This is a genomic window from Ruegeria alba (genome assembly GCF_022321465.1).
GTDB classification, from domain to species: domain Bacteria; phylum Pseudomonadota; class Alphaproteobacteria; order Rhodobacterales; family Rhodobacteraceae; genus Ruegeria_B; species Ruegeria_B alba.
The window spans coordinates 42,161-60,315 of sequence record NZ_JAKOEM010000014.1; the positions used below are offsets into that span (position 1 = coordinate 42,161).

Below are 18,155 nucleotides of genomic sequence, written 5' to 3' on the forward strand. Positions count from 1 at the left end.
GAGACCGGCATGAATATCGGAGATGTCGCCAACCGCACCGGCCTGCCCGCCAAGACCATCCGCTATTACGAGGATATCGGCCTGATCACGCCCCAGCGCGATCTGAACGGCTATCGCAGGTTTCGCGAACAGGATCTGCACAAGCTGACCTTTCTGGGCCGCGCCCGGGCGCTGGGGTTCACCATCGAGGACTGCCGCACCCTGCTGGCACTCTACGAGGATCAGAGCCGCGCCAGCGCCGATGTCAAACAGGTGGCCCGCGATCATCTGGCCCGGATCGAGACCAAGATCACCGACCTGATCGCCATGCGCGACACGCTCACTGAACTGGTCGATGCCTGCGCGGGCGACAACCGGCCCGATTGTCCGATCCTGCGCGATCTGGGCGGGACCGACTGACGCGCGGGCTTGCCCTTTGCCACAAGCTTTGCTTTGTCTCTGTCGGGAACAAGCCGGGGGAGACGCGCCGCCGGAGAACGAGAGAGGATCCGGACATGGCAAAACTAGCATTCCTTGGCCTGGGCGTGATGGGCTATCCGATGGCGGGGCACCTGAAATCCGCGGGCCACGATGTCACCGTCTATAACCGCAGCGCCGCAAAGGCCGAGAAATGGGTGGCCCAGCACGGCGGTGCGATGGCCGCGACACCGCGCGCGGCCGCCGAAGGCGCCGAATTCGTCATGGCATGCGTCGGCAATGATGACGACCTGCGCAGTGTCTGCACCGGGCCGGATGGCGCGTTGGCGGGCATGGCGGCGGGCAGCGTCTTTGTCGATCACACGACGGTGTCGGCCAAGGTCACCCGCGAGCTTTATGCCGCAGCCAAGGATGGCGGCGTGGGCTTTGTCGACGCACCGGTCTCGGGCGGGCAGGCGGGGGCCGAGAACGGGGTGCTGTCGGTCATGTGCGGCGGCGATCAGGCCGAGTATGACCGCGCCGAACCGGTGATCGCCGCCTATGCCCGGATCTGCCGCCGCATCGGCGAGAGCGGTGCCGGGCAGGTTACCAAGATGTGCAACCAGATCGCCATCGCGGGCCTGGTACAGGGCCTCGCCGAGTCGCTGCATTTCGCCGAAAAGGCGGGGCTGGACGGCCGCGCGGTGGTCGAGGTGATCAGCCAGGGCGCCGCAGGCAGCTGGCAGATGGCCAACCGGTACGAGACCATGCTGGACGACCACTGGACGCACGGCTTCGCGGTGGACTGGATGCGCAAGGATCTGGGCATCTGCCTGGACACCGCCGACGAGACCGGCGCCAGCCTGCCGGTGACGGCGCTGGTCGACCAGTTCTACAAGGATGTACAGAAGATGGGCGGCGGGCGCTGGGACACGTCGAGCCTGCTGGCGCGCCTGCGCAAGCTGGACTGAGGGAAAGGGGGCGCTGCCCCCGTCCCCTGCGGGGACTCCCCCGGAGTATTTTTGGCGAAATGAAGAACCGGGGGGCAACGGCCGCCTCGGCAGGAATGTGATGGGAGAGCGGCGGTGCTGACGGAGTTCTGGGCAGAGGCCCTGCAGGCGCATTGGGGGATCGAGGCGGCGCTGGAACGGCTCGATGGCGAATATGACCTGAATTTTCTGGCCCGTGGCCGGAACGGACGGGACTATGTGCTGAAGGTGATGCGGCCCGAATGCGAGGCCGGGCTGGTCGAGATGCAGGTGGCGGCGCTGGATCACATCGCCGAGGTGGCGCCGGGCCTGCCCTTTCCCAAGGTGTTTGCCGCGCTCGATGGCGCGATGCTGCCCGAGATCGCGGATGAGGCGGGCGCGCCGCGCCGGGTCTGGCTGCTTGAGCGTCTGCCGGGGCGTTGCTATGTGCTGTCCCTGCCGCATTCCGAAGAGCTGATCCTGAAGCTGGGCCGGGTGCTGGGCGCCACCGACCGGGCGCTGGAGGGGTTCGCGCATGACGGGCTGGCGCGGGATTTCAAATGGAACCTGGTGCAGGCGGGCTGGATCGACCGGCATCTGGAGGCAATCACCAATCCGGCACGGCAGGCGCTGCTGGCGGAAATCACGGCAGAGTTCGCCGCGATCGGGGACCGACTCGCAGCCCTGCCGATCCAGGCAATCCACAATGACGTCAACGATTACAACATCCTGGTCGAGGGCGGGCTGAACGAGACCCGCAAGGTCTCGGGCCTGATCGACCTGGGCGACATGTGCGCCGCGCCGCGTGTCTGCGACCTGGCGATTGCCGGGGCCTATGTGGTGCTGGACCACCCCAGGCCTGAACGGGCGCTGGCGGCGCTGGTGCGCGGCTATCACGCGGCCAACCGGTTGAGTGCCGCAGAGGTGGACCTGATCTGGCCGCTTCTCAGGATGCGGCTGGCCGTGTCGGTGGTGAACTCGACCCTGATGGCGGTGGAAAACCCGGACGACCCCTATGTGACGATCAGCCAGGCCCCGGCCTGGCGGTTCCTGGAAAACGCCTCGGTCAATGGCGGGCTGATGGCGGCGCGGCTGCGGGTGGCCTGTGGCCTGCCGGTGACCGCTGGGGCCGAGCGGGTACAGGCCCATCTGGACGAGCACCGGGGCCGTTTCGCGCAGATGTTCGGAACCGATCTGAGCGCGGCGCCGATGGGTTCGCTGTCGGTCGAAAACTCGACCTGGCCGCAGAACCCGTTCCACATGCCGCTGGACGAGGCCGCGCGCGTGGGCGAGGAATTCGGCACCGGCCTGTGGTTGGGCTATTACAACGAACCACGCCTGATCTATGCCGAGCCGGGATTCCGCAAGGGGCCGTGGAAGGCCAGCGACCGGCGTACCGTGCATCTGGCGGTGGATGTGTTTGCCCCTGCCGGTACGATCCTGCACGCACCGCTCAGCGGGCGGGTCGAGGCGGTGGAGAACCGCACCGGGCATCTGGATTATGGTGGCGTGGTGATCCTGCATCACGAGACACCGCAGGGCGACGCGTTTTTCACACTCTACGGCCATCTCGACCCCGAGGTCTGCGACCGGCTGAAACCGGGCGATCCAGTGGCGCAGGGGGCCGGTTTTGCACGGCTGGGCGATGCAAGTCAGAACGGCGGCTGGGCGCCGCATGTGCATTTCCAGCTGGCCCTGACGACGCAAGGCATGGAGGCCGACTGGCCCGGTGTCGGCGACCCGGACGAAATGGACCTGTGGCACGCGGTCTGCCCGAACCCGGCGGCGCTGCTGAACCTGCCCGATGACAAGGTGTTCTATCGCCCGACCGACAAGGCCGCCGTGCTGGCCGGACGGCGGGCGCATTTCGGCGGCAACCTGAGCCTTACCTATGACGATCCGGTGATGCTGGTGCGCGGCTGGAAACATCACCTGTTCGACGAATGGGGGCGCCCCTATCTGGACGCCTATAACAACGTGCCCCATGTGGGCCATGCCCATCCCCGCATTCAGGCGGTGGCGGCGGATCAGCTGAAGCGGATGAATTCGAACACCCGATACCTGCATCCGGCGCAACTGGCCTTCGCCGACAAGGTGCTGTCGAAGCTGCCCGAGCGGTTCGAGGTCTGTTTCTTCGTCAACTCCGGCACCGAGGCGAACGAACTGGCGCTGCGCCTGTCGCGGGCGCATACGGGCAACATCGGCATGGTGACGCCCGATCACGGTTATCACGGCAATACCACCGGCGCGATCGCCATCTCGGCCTACAAGTTCAACAAGCCGGGCGGCGTGGGGCAGGCCGATTGGGTCGAACTGGTCGAGGTGGCCGACGACTATCGCGGCCGTTTCAAGCGCGACGATGCGGAGCGCGCCCGGAAATTCGCCGATCTTGTCGATCCCGCCATCGCGCGGTTGCAGGAAAAGGGCCATGGCGTGGCCGGTTTCATCGCCGAGACCTTTCCCAGCGTCGGCGGCCAGATCATTCCACCCAAGAGCTATCTGGCAGCGGTCTATGACAAGATCCGCGCGGCGGGCGGGGTGTGTATCGCCGACGAGGTGCAGACCGGGCTGGGGCGGCTGGGCGACTACTATTTCGGCTTTGAGCACCAGGGCGCCGAGCCCGATATCGTGGTGATGGGCAAGCCCATCGGCAATGGCCATCCGCTGGGGGTTCTGGTGACCACGCGCGAGATTGCCGACAGTTTCAACAACGGGATCGAGTTCTTTTCGACCTTCGGCGGCTCCACCCTCTCCTGCCGGATCGGCAAGGAGGTGCTGGATATCGTCGATGACGAGGGCTTGCAGGAAAACGCGCGCCTGATGGGCGCGCGGCTGATGAACGGGTTGCGCGCGCTGGAGGGCGAATTCGGCTGTGTCGGCGATGTGCGGGGCATGGGGTTGTTCCTAGGGGTCGAGCTGATCAACCCCGACGGATCCGAGGGGACCGAGATCTGCCAATACGTCAAGAACCGGATGCGCGACCACCGCATCCTGATCGGCAGCGAAGGGCCCAAGGACAATATCCTGAAGATCCGCCCGCCCCTGACCATCGAGGAAGAGGATGTGGACATGATCCTGTGGGCGCTGCGCACGGTGCTGGCCGAGGTCGGCGACTGGGCGCCTGCCCCGGCCTGCGATCACGATCATCATCACGCGGGCTGTGGTTGCTGCTAGCAGGCTAGTGCAAACGCCCTGCCCGGCTCTCTAACGTGCGACTCTGCGCCGTCGTGACCATCGGTCGACGGTGCAGCGCCAGTCCCAGCTGTTCGCTCAGCGCCACCAGCGCAGGCGCCAGATCGGGTCGGACGATCAGCGCGGCCAGCATCAGCGCATCCTCGCGCGCGCCGGTGGCGGCGGCGGCCACCATATGCGCAAAACAGGCCTCGTCCGCCCCCAGACAGGCGCACCCCAGACCATGCCGCATCAACGGACGCCGCCCATAGGACGCACACAGCCCGCAGATCTGCCGCAACAGCTCGGCAGAGCGCCCCTCGGGCAACGCCGCGCGGCCCTCCACCGCATCGCTCCACAAACGCAGGCAATGCACCGCCGAGGCCTCGAGTGCGGGAAGATCGGCCAGGTGCCCGACAGCAGCACCGCCGCGATGTGCCGCCGCGCTCATTTCGTCAGGATCAGCTTGCCCGCGCGGGTGATGCGCAGGGTATAGAGCTGGTCGCCCAGCCGGATATGGGCAAGATTGCCTCCCTTGGTCAGATCCTCGGCCTTGTGCGAGGGCAGGATCTGGAACGCAGGATCGGCGGTCGGGGTGGCGCTGTGGATCGTCATGTCATTGTCTCCGTATCGGCAAATGGGGTCGCTGTTGATCGCTGGCTGACGGAGACTCCGATGGCTGCGCACACCCTAAACCTGACTATTTTTGTCGTCTTTGTCAAGCCGCCCTTCGACCCCAAATCTCATCAATTGTAATTCACGTCCATGAATGTCAGAATGTATCCAGAGGAGAGTTTCATGACCCTGACCAGACGCACCCTGCTCGGCCGCCTCGGCGCCGGCCTTGCCCTGACCGCCACCACCCCGCTGAGGCTATGGTCGGCGACCGAGACAAACATCGGCGCCGCGCGCATCACCAGCCTGTCGGATGGTCATCTGGTGCTTCCGGCCGGTTTCATGTTCGACCCGATGCCGCAGGCGGAGCTGCCGCTGCTGCTGGCGCGCTATGGGCTGGAAGGCGATACGCTGCGGCCCGACTGCAACGTCACATTGATGCAGAGTGAGGGACGCAATATCCTGTTCGACGCAGGGTCCGGTGCGAGCTTTCAGGACAGTGCGGGCGAGCTTGTCGATGCGCTGGATGCCATTGGCCTTACCCCCGACGACATCACCGAGGTGGTATTCACCCATGGTCACCCGGACCATCTCTGGGGTGTGCTCGACGATTTCGACGACCCGCTTTTCGCAAATGCCCGCCACCTGATCGGCCGGGTCGAGCGCGACTACTGGCTGGATCCGGCGACCGTCGATCAGATCGGCGCCGACCGCGCCTCGTTCGCCGTGGGCGCCGCGCGGCGGCTGGAAGCGCTTGAAACCCTCGAGACCTTCGAGGATGGGGACGAGATCCTGCCTGGTGTTGCGGCGGTCGCGACCTTCGGACACACGCCCGGGCACATGTCCTTCGAGATCCGCGAAGGCGGTGATGCATTGATGGTGGTGGGTGATGCGATCGGCAACCATCACCTTGCCTTTGCCCGCCCGCACTGGCCTTCGGGCGCGGATCAGAATCGCGCGATGGGGGCCGAAACCCGGGTCCGCCTGATGCAGCGCCTTGCCAGCGAACGCATGACCATGATCGGCTATCACCTGCCCGAGGGCGGCATGGGCCATGTGGAAGCCGCCGAAGACGGATACAGGTTCGTCCCGTTGGAGGGCTGAGCGCGACAAAGCCCGCTGCGCGGGCTGCCTCCGGCGGAGGTATTTTGAAACAGAAGAAGACTGGGGGCCAAAAGGTCAGCCCCCTGCGCATGTGGCAGGGGGCCTTCTCCTGTTACGGCCATCGGCGCCTCCGCCTGTACCGCCTGGTCAGAATGGCGCATTAACGTTAACAGTTCCTTTCTTCTGTTCAAAAATACCTCCGCCGGAGGCATGGGCGGTTCGTCAGAACCGCTCATACGGGCTTGCCGTTGCCGCCACGCTCTGACAGGGATCGAGGCACAGTCGGAGTTTGCCCATGACCTTTGCCCTTGTCTTCGATCTTGATGGCACGCTGGTGGACAGCGCGCCCGACATAACCGCCGCCGTGAACCGAATGCTGGCGGCCGAAGGGCTGGCCGCGCTCGATCTGGCCACGGTCACTTCCTTTGTCGGCAAGGGGCTGCCGCATCTGGTTGCGCGGGTCATCGACTATCTGGGTCTCGACATGGCGCGTCATGACGCCCTGACCGCCAGGACGCTGGCCGAGTACAACCGGTCGGCATCCTCACTGACACGCCCCTATCCGGGCGTGATTGTCGCGCTCGAAGCTCTGAAAGCACGAGGCGCCGCAATGGGGATCTGCACCAACAAACCAATCGAACCCGCACGCCATGTCCTTGCCGATCTCGGGCTTGACCGGTTCTTTGACGTGGTGATCGGCGGCGACAGCCTGCCCACGCGCAAGCCCAACCCCGAGATGCTGCACGCGGCCTTTGCCGCCCTTCCGGATCTGCCCCGCATCTATGTGGGTGACAGCGAGGTCGATGCGGAAACCGCACAGAACGCCGAGGTCCCCTTTCTGCTGTTCACCCAAGGCTATCGCAAGCGGCCGGTCGCAGAGGTGCCGCATCGGGCGGCCTTTGCCGATTTCAGCGACTTGCCGGGGCTGGCCAGTCAGGCACTGGCGATCTGAGCCGCCACCCGGTCGCGGATGGCCTGGGGCCAGGGCAGCGACCGGCCCAACCGGGCCACATGCACCAATGTCGTCGAGGCTCGCAGGCGCAACTCGTCGCCGCAATGCGCCGTCAATTCGTAGTCAAGGCTCGAATTGCCGATCCGGGTGGGCGTCAGCCGAAAGGTGAGTACATCGCCATGCATCGAGGGCGCGGTGAAGGTGGCCTGGATCTGCGCCGTAGGGGCGCCGTTTTCCTTGACCAACTCGTGAAACGGCAGGCCCAGATCGGTGGCGAACCAGTCTTCGACCACGTCGTTGATCATTTCGAAATAGCGCGGGAAAAACACGATGCCCGCCGGATCGCAATGTTTGAACCGGACTTCGATTTCGGTGGTAAAGCTCATCTGGCCCCCTTGTATCGGTCGGTCGACTTTTGCCCGTGGTCGGCGCACAGCTCAAGCGGTGATCGCCTCCCATGCGGCGATCAGCCCCTGCCGGGTCATCCGCGTTGCATCGGCCTGGGTCGCGGGTGCCCCCTGTGCGGCCAGAGCATCGACATAGAGGCGAGGCATCTGGCCCTCTCCCATTACCGCAAGTTGCTGTCCCAACCAGAACGGCCGGGTCGCTGCCAGTTCCGCCCCGATCAGCCCGCCGAGAATCTGCGCACGCGCGGCCTCTTCCGGCAGCCCCTGCAGCGTGGCAGCGGCATGGGCGCTCCAGAGGCGGGCCAGCATCTGCTCGGGTCGCGACAGGCCATCGGCAACCGCATCGGAAAACGCACCGGCATCCACCCCCGCCGCGCCCAGCCAGCGCCCCAGAACCGTCCCGGCGGCCAGCGACGAGAGTATCGCCCCCGAGAGGAAGCTGCGGAAACTTACAACTTCACCGGCGCTGACATGCACCCAGCGGCTGGTGTCGCCGGTCAGGCAGATCACACCGTCCCAACCGGGGTTGAGGGCAAGAAACCCGGCAACGCGGGTTTCATCGCCCTGCATCATGTCGGCGGGTTCGGCCTGCGCAAGACCCGGCACCGCGTTCAGCACCACACGGGGATCGCCAAGGTCGATCTGCCAGAGCCCGCCCGAGAGCGGCGTACAGGGGACCACATCGCGCACCGGGCCAAGCGGACCGCAGGCAATGACCGGAACCCCCTGTCCCGCGTGCCGTCCGGCCACCAGTGCGAGGATCGAGGCGGCATCGGCGGGGCGCGGGCCGTCATCGACGGCCTCGTCCAGCACGTCGCGACCGCGCATCACCCAGAGGCGGCGGCGCGTCGTGGTCCAGTCAAGGGCGATCCAGTCGCGGGTCATGCGGGTCTCCGGCTGCGTGTGCCGTTCTTACGGCAGCCGGGCGGCGCGGCCAAGCGCTGTCAGAACCGGTAGGTGGCGCCAAAGACCGGGCCGGACTGGGTGAACGAGTAGTCGTTGCCGTTCGACAGCGTGTGATCGACCGACAGGTGGCGATAACCGAACCGTAGCCGCCAGTTGTCGTTCAACTGGTAGTCGGCAGTAAGCAGCGCCTGCCAGCTTTCGCTGTCGCTCTGAAATCCGCCATAGTCGAAGAAGGCGGTGCCGTTCCACCTGTCGGACAGGCGCACCCGAGCGCGCAGCGCGATCACCGGGTCGATCCAGTTGTCATTGGCCACCACGGTACGCCCCGGCAGGATTCCCGGCAGCGCGGTCAGCGTGGTGCGGGTATCGAACCAGCGCAGACCGGCGCCAAGATCAACGGCGAGATCGGGGGTTTCATGCACGCGGTAGGCGGCATAGGCGTTAAACACCTGCGTCTTGGCCGCCGTGTTGATGCCCGAAAAGGCACCGCCCGGCGTCGGATTGCCAAAGGAGATGTCGGTCAGCATGTAATCGGCCAGAAAGCTCCATTGGCCGTTGGTGGCGCCGAACGCGCCCATGAAGGCAAAGTCGAGATTGTCGAGCGCATCCTTGAAGCTGAGCGTGCCCTCGATGGTGCCGGTGGGTGTGGTCACGCCGGTCTCGGTCTCTGCGGTGAAGAGATAGACCGTCGCCTCGTATCGCCAGTTGGATTGCTGGGCCGCGAGCGGCGTCGCCGCCGCGAGAGCCAGCGCAAAGACTGTGGAAGTCAGGTGTTTCATGATCGTCTCCGGGGAAGCGATGGCGTTTCATTCCGAGCGTCGCATACGAGGCACCCCGAGACAAGCCCGGCGGGGTGCGTCGGATCAGCCCGCGGGCTGAAAATCGGGGAATCTCCAGGTTCCGTCCAGGATCTCAGCGCGGGGTTGGTAGAGGCGGATGGCATAGTTCCAGCCCTGCATGATCGGGATGCAGTTGATGCGCCCGTCCGCGCAGCCGCCGAAGTTGATGGTATAGCCGCCGTCGGCGTTCGGCTTGGCGGTGACGTTGTTGTAGGAATAGACGCCCAGATCGTTGGCCTCCATAAAGCCTTGGGCATTGTAGACGGTGACCGACCAGAACCCGTTTACCGGCACGTCCTTGGCCGTGACGGTATAGGGGGTGCCGTCATTGTTGGGGACCAGCCCAAGCGTGTACATCGCCGCCTCGGGCGGGTTCCCGCCCCAGCCGACCGCGGTGCCGATCAGGTGATAGAGCGGGTTGAGAAGCGCCTTTTGCCCGAAATAGGGGGTGGTGTCGCTGCGGGTATTGCCCAGCACCTTGATCGCGTCGCGGACGCGCGCCAGGCTTTCGGGATCCCAGTCGGGGCTCTCGAATGCGCCCTTGTCAGGCTGAACGATCTGCAACTGATCCTGAAGCGCGTTGGCGGCCTTGACATCCTCGGGGTCGTTTGGGTCGGCAAAGGTGCGGATCACCACCGCCAGATAGCGGGTGCCGACCAGCGAGGGCGGGATAGTGAAGGTGCCGTCCTCGTGTATGGCGGGCAGCATCGAATGCTCTTCGTTGATCAGCAGCATCGACTGAAAGCGGTCGCTTTCCGGTTTGACGATGGTGACCGGGGTGCTCATGTCGACCACCGCAAAGGAATAGAGCGTGTCGCGGTTCATCCGAACGACGTTCTGCTGATCAATCGGAGTGGGCGCCCGGTTGTGGACCCATTCACCGATGCCCGCCACGCCCACATAGGATTTCATGATCTCGTTGGTTTCGGCGCGGTCGAAATTGTCGACCGTGACGGCGACAGGTTCGGCAAGCGCGGCGCCAGTGGTGGCGAGACCGGTCAGAATGGCGGCAAGGGACAGTCTGGATATCGGCATGGTCACGCTCCTGAGGTTCTGGCGGCAAGTCTAGCCGCCCGGCCACCGGGCCCGGTAACCATTTCCGGCCATGTCGCACCGGATCAGCGGCCCGTCTGGGCCGCGCGCGCCGTGGAGGGTGTCATGCCGGTGACCTGCCGAAAGGCGCGGCCCAGATGCGAGACATGGGAATAACCCACCCGCTGCGATATCTCGGTCAGATCCAGACCGGAGAACAGGATGAGTTCCTGCGCCATGTCCACCCGCACAGCGCGGACAAGATCGCGAAAGCTGGTGCCCTGATCCTCAAGCCGCCGGCGCAGGGTGCGAGCGGACATGTCAAGCTGATGGGCGACCCGCTCAATACCCGGATCGTCCGCCAGACTTGCGCGTACCAGCGCCCGGACTGTCTCGAGCAGAGTCTGCGGCGCCGACCCAAAGGCGTCGCGGGCGACATCGGCCAGGGTCAGATCACCAGTGGCCGGAACGATGCGGCGGGCAAACTCGGCCTCGGGATCGAAGACCAGCCGCAACTCGGGCTGGTCGAACCGGACGTCGCAGCCAAAAAACGCCTCATACCCCGCGGTTTCGCGGGGTTTGGGGAAGTTGAGCGCGACCATGCGGCGGTGGCGGTTGCCGATATAGGAGGTCGCGATGCTGAGCACCACGGCAAGCGCCAGTGTCGCGTAATGCGAATAGCCCGGCGCATTGCGGACGGCTGCGTGATAGGTAAAGCGGAACCCCTGGCCGGTCTGGCCCAGCGATATCCGGTCCAGCGAGGCGTGATAGGCCATCAATTCGCAGGTCATCCGCAAGGCCGCACCAAAGGTGGGGGCAGAGGTCACATAGTCACCAAACGGACCGTAATTGCGGACACTCGCATAGGGCCCGAGGGCGAACAGCAGATTGTCGGTTCCGGCGATTCCGGCGATCCGGTTCAGAAAGAGCAACTCGTCCAGCTGCGAGATGTAGAGGCGCGGATTGTCGAGCGCCTCGGCAGGCAGATCGCACTCCGCCAGCGCGCGCCGGGCGGCAGCGCGGCCTGCGCTCTGCGCCAGCCCCGCGTCAAGACCATGCAGCGTGCGCGACGAGATGAAGGGTCTGAGCATGTCTATCCCGGATGGACACGCCGAACGGCGCGTCGGTCCGAGTGTGCCCCATTCGCGGGCGCAGGTCACGCGTTTGTTAAAATGGCCCGCGTCAGCGGATCAGGCGTATTTCTCCAGAAACGCCTCTGCCCGCAGGCTGCGGAAATCGGGCAGCGCGGCGCGCAGGCGGGCATGGTCCCAGTCCCACCAGGCCAGCGCCATCATCCGCTCGGCCACGTCCTCGGGGTAGCGGCGACGGATCAGCCGCGCGGTATTGCCGCCGACGATGGTATAGGGGGCCACGTCCCTGGTCACGATACTGCCCGAGGCGATCACCGCGCCATGGCCGATGGTGACCTCGGGCTTGATGATGGCGGCGTGACCGATCCAGGTGTCATGGCCGATGGTGGCGGTGCGACCGGCGCGATGGGCGAACCAGTCTGCATCGTGTTCGGCATCGTCCCAGTAATCGGCCGAACGATAGTGGAAATGATGCAGCGAAGCCTTTTCCATCGGGTGATCGGTGGCGCCGATACGGGTGAAGCTGGCGATATTGGCAAACTTGCCAATGCGGGCATTGGCGATGTCGCAAGTGCGGTCGCAATAGCTGTAGTCGCCCCATGTCGTGTTGGTCAGGCGGCTATTGGCGCCGATCTCGACATAGGCGCCAAAGCGGCTGTCGGTGATCTGGCAACCGGGGTGCAGGAAGGGGGCTTCGGCGCTGAGACGGGCCATCGGTTTGGGTCCTTGCTAGGATCAGGGCAGCAGGAGCGGATCAGGCTGGAGCGCGGCGCGCCGTTTGCGAGGCTTTGCCGCCTCGCCCCGGATCAGGCGGGCACGCAGCCAGCCCGACAGCCAGTCCATCAGCATCACCATCAGCACGATGAGCACGATGTAATAGGCGACCTCTTCCCAGTCCTTCTGGGTGATGATCGCCTGGGTCAGCAACAAGCCGATGCCGCCGCCGGTGATCGCCCCGATGATGGTGGCGCTGCGGGTGTTGGATTCGAGGAAGTAGAGCACCTGGCTGAGCAGCACCGGGGTGATCTGCGGGATCACGCCAAAGCGGTAGCGCTGCGCGGCATTGGCGCCGGTGGATTGCACGCCCTCGATCTGCTTGGCATCGACGTTTTCCAGCGCCTCGGAGAAGATCTTGCCAAAGGTGCCGCTGTCGGTGACCAGGATCGCCAGCGCGCCGGTCAGCGGGCCGGGGCCGAAGGCGCGGGCCAGCACCACGGTCCAGATCAGCGCATCGACCCCGCGGACGAAGTCGAAGATGCGGCGCACCGCAAAACGGACCGGCGCCAGCGGGTTGAAGTTGCGCGCGGCAAGAAAGGCCAGCGGCAAGGCGATGATGGCGGCGCCAAAGGTGCCGAGAAAGGCCATCAGGATGGTCTCGCCAATGGCCCAGGCCACGTCGCCATGCCGCCACATGGCATTGTTCCAAAAGTCGTGCCAGATCGCCCCCGCCTCGCCATTGGCCGCACGGCGGGCCAGTTCTGCGGGGGACAGGCCGTGATAGGGGCTGTCGAGGGTGAACCAGAACAGTTCCCACCCCGCGAAGTAGCGGAACACTTCCGACCGGTTGCGGGTCACCGTCAGGCGCCCGGCCTCGGTGGTGACGCTGATGCGGTTTTTCGACTGGTTGATCCAGTCGGGCACCTCGCCCGGCGGCAGTTCGGTGACCACGCCCTGTGTGCGGGTCGGTGTGGCGCGCAGGGTGCCATAGCCGGGGATGTCATATTCCACCGTCTCGGGGCCAAAGCGGACGATATGGCCGCCCGTGAGGTCGATGACGGTGGTCTCACCCAAGGCGACCCATTCGGGTGCCTGCCCGTCGGACCAGGTGCCCTTGCGCTCGCCCTCGACCGCGACGGACACCGCGCCCGAGCGGTTGTCGCGGGTGACATGGGTCTTGTAGCTGTAGCTGTCGGCCACCAGCGTGCGGCCGTTGTCCCAGTTGGCCCGCGCGGCCAGCCCCGGCATGTCGAAGGCGAAGAAGATATAGGCCAGATAGGCCAGTACCAGCGCAGGCAGGCCAAAGCCCAACAGCCGCTTGCGGGTGAAAAGACGGTCGGCCTGATGTTTCAGGTGGATCAGGTCCAGATCGGTGGTGGCGGTGCTCATGCCGTGACCCCTGCCCGGGCGCCATGGGTCAGACGGGCGCGCAGGCGGTCCGAGATCTGATCCACCGCAACGATGGTGACAAAGAGAAGAAGGAAGATCGCCGCCGCCTCGTCATAGCGCCCCTGGCCCCAGGACATGGCATTGCGCAGCTCATAGCCGATGCCGCCTGCGCCCACAAAGCCGAGGATGGCCGAGGCGCGGATGTTGATCTCAAAGCGCAACAGCGCATAGCTGACGAAATTGGGGCCCACTTGCGGGATCACGCCCAGATACATCCGCTGCGCCCAGTTGGCGCCGGTGGATTCCAGCCCCTCGACCGGTTTCAGCGAGGCATTCTCGGCAACCTCGGAGAAGAGCTTGCCCAGCGCCCCGGCGGTATGGATGGCGATGGCGATCATCGCGGGCACCGGGCCGCCGCCCAGCACAAAGATCAGCACCAGCGCGATGACGATCTCGGGCACCGCGCGGCAGATATCGGCGATGCGGCGAAACAGCGGGATGAGGCGCGGCCAATAGGCCAGACCGCGGGTCGAGAGGAGCGCCAGAACGGTGCCGCCGAGCGCGCCCAACAGGGTGGCGGCAGCGGCGATGTTCAGCGTCTCGACCAGCGCGGGCAGGAAATGCACCAGATGGCCGGGCAGTTGCGCCGATTTCTCCAGCGCCTCGGTCAGAACCTCGGCCGGATAGTCAAGGATGCGCCGCCAGCCATCAACGAATCCGCCCGCGTTGCGGTCGTCGGCGGTGTGGAACCCTGCTGCCATCAGGGAGACGAAGAGGATCAGGAGGATACCGCCATAGACCCGTTTGCGCCGTGTAAGCGCGGTATAGTCCTCGCGGATGCGGGCAAGCTCGCCTTGCCCGGCGGTGAGGTCTGTCATGGAATGCTCCCGATGCAGGAACGGGGCCCGCTTGGCGCGGACCCCGCCTGAAGAATGAACCCGGATCAGTTCGACTTGAGCTTGCGCGCCTCGATGATCACCTGATAGGCGTCATGGGTGATCGGCATGAACCCCTTGGCATCGCCCTGCAGCACGCCATAGGCGCACTCCTCGTCCATCGACTTGAGCGAGGCCAGGAGGCCGGTCATCTTGACCTTGACGTCGGCGGGCAGCGCCTTGCGGACGACAAACGGGCCTTCGGGGATCGGTTTCGACTGCCAGATCTGCACCAGGTCGTTCATGTCGACCAGACCGGCATCGACCGCCTTGCGCAGCGCGCCCGAGTTGAACCCGTCTTCCCACGCGCCCAGACCGTCGGCCCAGGTCACGCCGCCGTCAACCTCGCCATTGCCGACCGCGACGATGGTCTGTTCATGGCCGCCGGTGAACTTGACCTCACCGAAATAATCGCCCGAGGTCATGGAGGCGCCGGTTTCCTGCGGGATCTCGATCGAGGGTATCAGGAAGCCGCTGGTCGAGTTCGGATCGCCAAAGCCGAAGACCTTGCCCTTCATGTCCGCCAGCGAGGTGATGCCGCTGTCCTTGCGGGCGAACCCGATGGAGTAGTAGCCGTAACCGCCGTCATTGTTGACCTTGACCAGGATCGGCTCGACCGCCTCGGGGTCGCTCAGATAGGTCTTGGCATAGCCCGAGGCGCCCAGCCAGGCCATGTCGATGGTGCCGCCCAAGAGGCCCTGAATGACACCGTTGTAGTCGGCGGGGGCAAAGAGCTTGGTCTCGACACCCAGCAGTTCCTCGGCCTTTTCGCGCAGGCACTCGTTGGAATTCAGACGGTCCTGGGCGTTTTCGCCGCCCAGGATGCCGATGCGGAATTCGGTGATCTCCTGCGCCAGCGCCGGGGTGGCAAGGGCGGTGGTGGCCGCCAGAACTGCAACAAGCTTTTTCATCTCTGATATCTCCGGTTGGTTGGTCCGGCCCATCCCAAGGCCGGGATTGCGGTGGAAAAGGGTCAGGCCGTGGCCCCGGCGCGCCGCGGCACGGGATGCGGGGCATCGAGCGTGTCGATCTCTGTCGAGGTCGCGGCCTCGGAAAAGCTGGCATCGGCGCCATAGATCTCGCGCGCGACACCGGTCGTCAGTTGCTCGGGCAGCCCGTCGAACACGATGCGCCCGTCGCGCATGCCGATGACACGGTCGCAATAGCGGCGCGCGGTATCCAGCGTGTGCAGGTTGGCGATGACGGTGCGGCCGTCCTCTTCGTGGATGCGTCGCAGGGATTGCATGACCACTTGCGCATTCATCGGGTCGAGCGAGGCGATGGGTTCGTCAGCAAGGATGATCGCCGGGTCCTGCATCAGGGCGCGGGCGATGGCGACGCGCTGTTGCTGGCCGCCCGACAGCGCCTCGGCCCGTTTGGCCGCATGAGCCGCGATGCCGAGCCGGTCGAGAATGTCGATGGCGCGGTGGATATCCTCGGTCGGGTAGAGGTTGAACATGGTGGCCAGCGTCGAGCGGCGGTTCAGCGTGCCGTGCAGCACGTTCGAGACCACATCCATGCGCGGCACCAGATTGAACTGCTGAAAGATCATCGCGCATTGCGCCTGCCAGGCGCGTTTTTCGGCGCCGCGCAGGCGGGTGATGTCGCGGCCCTGAAACAGGATGCGGCCGTCACTGGCATCACTCAGCCGGTTGATCATCCGCAACAGCGTCGATTTCCCCGCGCCCGAGCGGCCGATGATGCCGATCATGCAGGGCTTGTCCACATCCAGCGTCGCGGCATTCACCGCGATATTGTCGCCGAACCGTTTGGTCAGTTTGTCGATCCGCAGCACGTGTTTCCCCCGGTCTTGTCGAGGGGGGTGCTAAGCCTGCCAGACGAAGCCGATATGTCAGGGGGGTGAAAGTTTTGTAACGCGCCCCGGCCCGCGCCCAAGGTTCCGGCGCAGGACATCCAGCACCGCGCGGGTACGGGCGGGCAGATGTGCCCGGTCGGGGTAAAGCGCCCAGACGCCGGTGTCGAAGCCGGTCGCGGTGACCTGATGGTCGGGAAAGAGATCGACCAGCGCGCCGCTTGCCAGCGCCTCGGCCGCCAGCCAATCGGCCAAGAGCGCGGGCCCGAGACCGAGGAGCGCCGCCTCGCGCAGTGCCAGCGCGCCCGAAAGGATCAGGGTGCCGTTGATGGGCACCTCTTCGGTCTCTCCCCGGGTGTCGCGGAACAGCCAGCGGGTGCGGAACTCGGGCAAGGCCATGCGCAGGCAGTCGTGCCGGGAAAGGCCCGTGGGATGCTCCGGGGTGCCGTGTTGCGCCAGATAGCCGGGGGTCGCGCAGACATGGTAGCGGGTCCGCATCAGCCGGGTCGACATCAGGTCGCCGCGTGGCACAGGCGCGAGGCGCAGGGCCAGGTCGATATGCTCGGCCACCAGATCGCGGGGAGCGTCGTCAAGCAGAAGCTCCAGCGTGATCTCGGGACAGGCCCGGCGCAAGGCGGGCAGATGCGGCAGCACGCAGACCTGCCCGAAAGCGGTGGAAGTGGTGAGCCGCACAGGACCGCGCAGCACGCGGTCGGCCCCTGCAGCGGTGTCACGGGCGGCCTCAAGCGCCTCGACCAGCGGTTCGATCCGGGTCAGGTAATCCTGCCCCGCCTCGGTGACCGACAGCCGCCTTGTGCTGCGATGGAACAGGCGAAAGCCCAACCTGTCCTCGGCCCCGGAAAGCAGGCGCGAGAGCACCGACGGATCAGTGTCGAGCACGCGGGCCGCACCGGCAAGGCTGCCCTGCCGGGCGATCAACAGGAGGGTTTTCAGGGTATCCGTATCCATTCATGCAGATTTTGCACGAACATGATGGGAAAGACAGTATTTTTCCGCATCATTCGCCCGCCTAGTGTCTGCCCAGCATAGCGGGAGAAGAGACATGACCGATCTGACAGGACAGACCGTGGTGATCACCGGCGCAAGCCGGGGTATCGGCGCCGCCACAGCGCGCCATTTTGCGGGTCTCGGGGCTCAGGTGGCGCTGCTGGCGCGCGATGGCGCGGCGCTGGAGGCGCTGGCGGGCGATATTGGCAATCAGGCGCTGGCCCTGCCCTGTGACATGGGCGACTGGGCGGCGGTCGCGGCGGCGGTTGCGGCGACAGAGGCGCGGTTTGGCCCAATCCACGTGCTGATCAACAATGCCGGGCTGATCGACCCGATCGCCCGGCTGGCCGACAGCGACCCGAAGGACTGGGGCCGGGTGGTCGATGTGAACCTCAAGGGTGTCTATCACGGGCTGCGCGCGGTGCTGCCGGGGATGCTGGCCACCGGGGGCGGCACGGTGTTGAACCTGTCCTCGGGCGCGGCCACCTCGGCGCTGGAGGGGTGGAGCCATTATTGCGCCACCAAGGCGGCGGTGCTGGCGCTGACCCGCTGCGCCGACCGCGAGTATCGCGATCAGGGCATCCGGGTGATCGGACTGAGCCCCGGGACAGTTGCGACCGGGATGCAGGTGCAGATCCGCGCCTCGGGGATCAACCCGGTCAGCCGGATGGACCCTTCGGCGCATATACCGGCCGATTGGGTGGCACAGGCGCTGGCCTATCTCTGCGGTCCGGGGGGCGATGCGCATCGGGGGACCGATTTCTCGCTGAAGACGGCCGAGGGTCGGGCCGAGGCGGGTCTGAGCTGACCCT

19 protein-coding genes are annotated in these 18,155 nt (G+C 65.7%); 6 read left to right on the forward strand and 13 right to left on the reverse strand.

The window, feature by feature from the left end:
• The first annotated feature begins 9 nt into the window (after positions 1-9).
• From cueR to MB818_RS14935, 3 genes are all read left to right on the forward strand, one after another.
• Complete coding sequence (gene cueR / locus MB818_RS14925) at positions 10-399, forward strand: Cu(I)-responsive transcriptional regulator (RefSeq protein ID WP_234143077.1); 390 nt, start codon at positions 10-12, stop codon at positions 397-399.
• Positions 400-494: 95 nt separating this feature from the next.
• Positions 495-1,367, forward strand: coding sequence for an NAD(P)-dependent oxidoreductase (locus MB818_RS14930; RefSeq protein WP_234140053.1), 873 nt, complete (start codon positions 495-497; stop codon positions 1,365-1,367).
• Positions 1,368-1,481: 114 nt separating this feature from the next.
• The gene (locus MB818_RS14935) at positions 1,482-4,538 is read left to right on the forward strand and encodes an aminotransferase class III-fold pyridoxal phosphate-dependent enzyme (RefSeq protein ID WP_238905599.1); all 3,057 of its coding nucleotides are present in this window, start codon (positions 1,482-1,484) and stop codon (positions 4,536-4,538) included.
• A gap of 4 nt (positions 4,539-4,542) precedes the next feature.
• On the opposite strand, the gene MB818_RS14940 is transcribed toward MB818_RS14935, so the two are convergent.
• Together MB818_RS14940 and hemP are read right to left on the reverse strand one after the other, a co-directional pair.
• Positions 4,543-4,986: a hypothetical protein gene (locus tag MB818_RS14940; protein WP_234140055.1), complete on the reverse strand. Its 444-nt coding sequence runs from the start codon at positions 4,984-4,986 to the stop codon at positions 4,543-4,545.
• Positions 4,983-5,150: a hemin uptake protein HemP gene (gene hemP, locus MB818_RS14945; RefSeq protein WP_234140056.1), complete on the reverse strand. Its 168-nt coding sequence runs from the start codon at positions 5,148-5,150 to the stop codon at positions 4,983-4,985. Before hemP ends, MB818_RS14940 begins: the two co-directional genes overlap by 4 nt.
• A 183-nt stretch (positions 5,151-5,333) precedes the next feature.
• Between hemP and MB818_RS14950 the strand changes: the two genes are divergently transcribed.
• Entirely contained in the window at positions 5,334-6,254 is a 921-nt protein-coding gene (locus tag MB818_RS14950) for an MBL fold metallo-hydrolase (protein ID WP_238905600.1), read from the forward strand.
• 295 nt (positions 6,255-6,549) lie between these two features.
• The gene (gph, locus tag MB818_RS14955) at positions 6,550-7,206 is read left to right on the forward strand and encodes a phosphoglycolate phosphatase (protein ID WP_238905601.1); all 657 of its coding nucleotides are present in this window, start codon (positions 6,550-6,552) and stop codon (positions 7,204-7,206) included.
• Here the strand turns inward: gph and MB818_RS14960 are convergent.
• The 11 genes from MB818_RS14960 to MB818_RS15010 form a co-directional block, all read right to left on the reverse strand.
• A complete protein-coding gene (locus MB818_RS14960; RefSeq protein WP_238905602.1) occupies positions 7,188-7,592 on the reverse strand; it encodes an acyl-CoA thioesterase in 405 nt (134 codons plus the stop codon). The genes gph and MB818_RS14960 overlap by 19 nt on opposite strands.
• A 51-nt stretch (positions 7,593-7,643) precedes the next feature.
• Positions 7,644-8,498: a 2-dehydro-3-deoxygalactonokinase gene (locus tag MB818_RS14965; RefSeq protein ID WP_238905603.1), complete on the reverse strand. Its 855-nt coding sequence runs from the start codon at positions 8,496-8,498 to the stop codon at positions 7,644-7,646.
• Positions 8,499-8,557: 59 nt separating this feature from the next.
• A complete protein-coding gene (locus MB818_RS14970) occupies positions 8,558-9,298 on the reverse strand; it encodes a porin family protein (protein WP_234177972.1) in 741 nt (246 codons plus the stop codon).
• Positions 9,299-9,382: 84 nt separating this feature from the next.
• Positions 9,383-10,393 carry a DUF1214 domain-containing protein gene (locus MB818_RS14975; RefSeq protein ID WP_238905604.1) on the reverse strand — a complete coding sequence of 337 codons (1,011 nt, stop codon included), beginning with the start codon at positions 10,391-10,393 and terminating at the stop codon, positions 9,383-9,385.
• Positions 10,394-10,476: 83 nt separating this feature from the next.
• Positions 10,477-11,481 (reverse strand): helix-turn-helix transcriptional regulator, encoded by a 1,005-nt coding sequence (locus MB818_RS14980; protein ID WP_238905605.1) that lies wholly within the window; start codon positions 11,479-11,481, stop codon positions 10,477-10,479.
• Between the two features lie 99 nt (positions 11,482-11,580).
• A complete protein-coding gene (locus MB818_RS14985) occupies positions 11,581-12,195 on the reverse strand; it encodes an LbetaH domain-containing protein (RefSeq protein WP_234143069.1) in 615 nt (204 codons plus the stop codon).
• Positions 12,196-12,216: 21 nt separating this feature from the next.
• Positions 12,217-13,587, reverse strand: coding sequence for a phosphonate ABC transporter, permease protein PhnE (gene phnE, locus MB818_RS14990; RefSeq protein WP_238905607.1), 1,371 nt, complete (start codon positions 13,585-13,587; stop codon positions 12,217-12,219).
• Positions 13,584-14,465, reverse strand: a complete 882-nt coding sequence (phnE, locus tag MB818_RS14995; protein WP_238905609.1) for a phosphonate ABC transporter, permease protein PhnE — start codon at positions 14,463-14,465, stop codon at positions 13,584-13,586. The genes phnE (MB818_RS14990) and phnE (MB818_RS14995) overlap by 4 nt, the downstream gene beginning before the upstream one ends.
• Before the next feature lie 65 nt (positions 14,466-14,530).
• On the reverse strand, positions 14,531-15,433 hold the full coding sequence (gene phnD / locus MB818_RS15000; protein ID WP_238905610.1) for a phosphonate ABC transporter substrate-binding protein: 903 nt from the start codon (positions 15,431-15,433) through the stop codon (positions 14,531-14,533).
• 62 nt (positions 15,434-15,495) lie between these two features.
• Positions 15,496-16,317, reverse strand: coding sequence for a phosphonate ABC transporter ATP-binding protein (gene phnC / locus MB818_RS15005; RefSeq protein ID WP_238905611.1), 822 nt, complete (start codon positions 16,315-16,317; stop codon positions 15,496-15,498).
• A 57-nt stretch (positions 16,318-16,374) separates the two neighbouring features.
• Positions 16,375-17,304 carry a LysR family transcriptional regulator gene (locus MB818_RS15010; RefSeq protein WP_238905613.1) on the reverse strand — a complete coding sequence of 310 codons (930 nt, stop codon included), beginning with the start codon at positions 17,302-17,304 and terminating at the stop codon, positions 16,375-16,377.
• Between the two features lie 94 nt (positions 17,305-17,398).
• Between MB818_RS15010 and MB818_RS15015 the strand changes: the two genes are divergently transcribed.
• On the forward strand, positions 17,399-18,151 hold the full coding sequence (locus MB818_RS15015) for an SDR family oxidoreductase (RefSeq protein WP_234140071.1): 753 nt from the start codon (positions 17,399-17,401) through the stop codon (positions 18,149-18,151).
• The last annotated feature ends 4 nt before the right edge of the window (positions 18,152-18,155 follow it).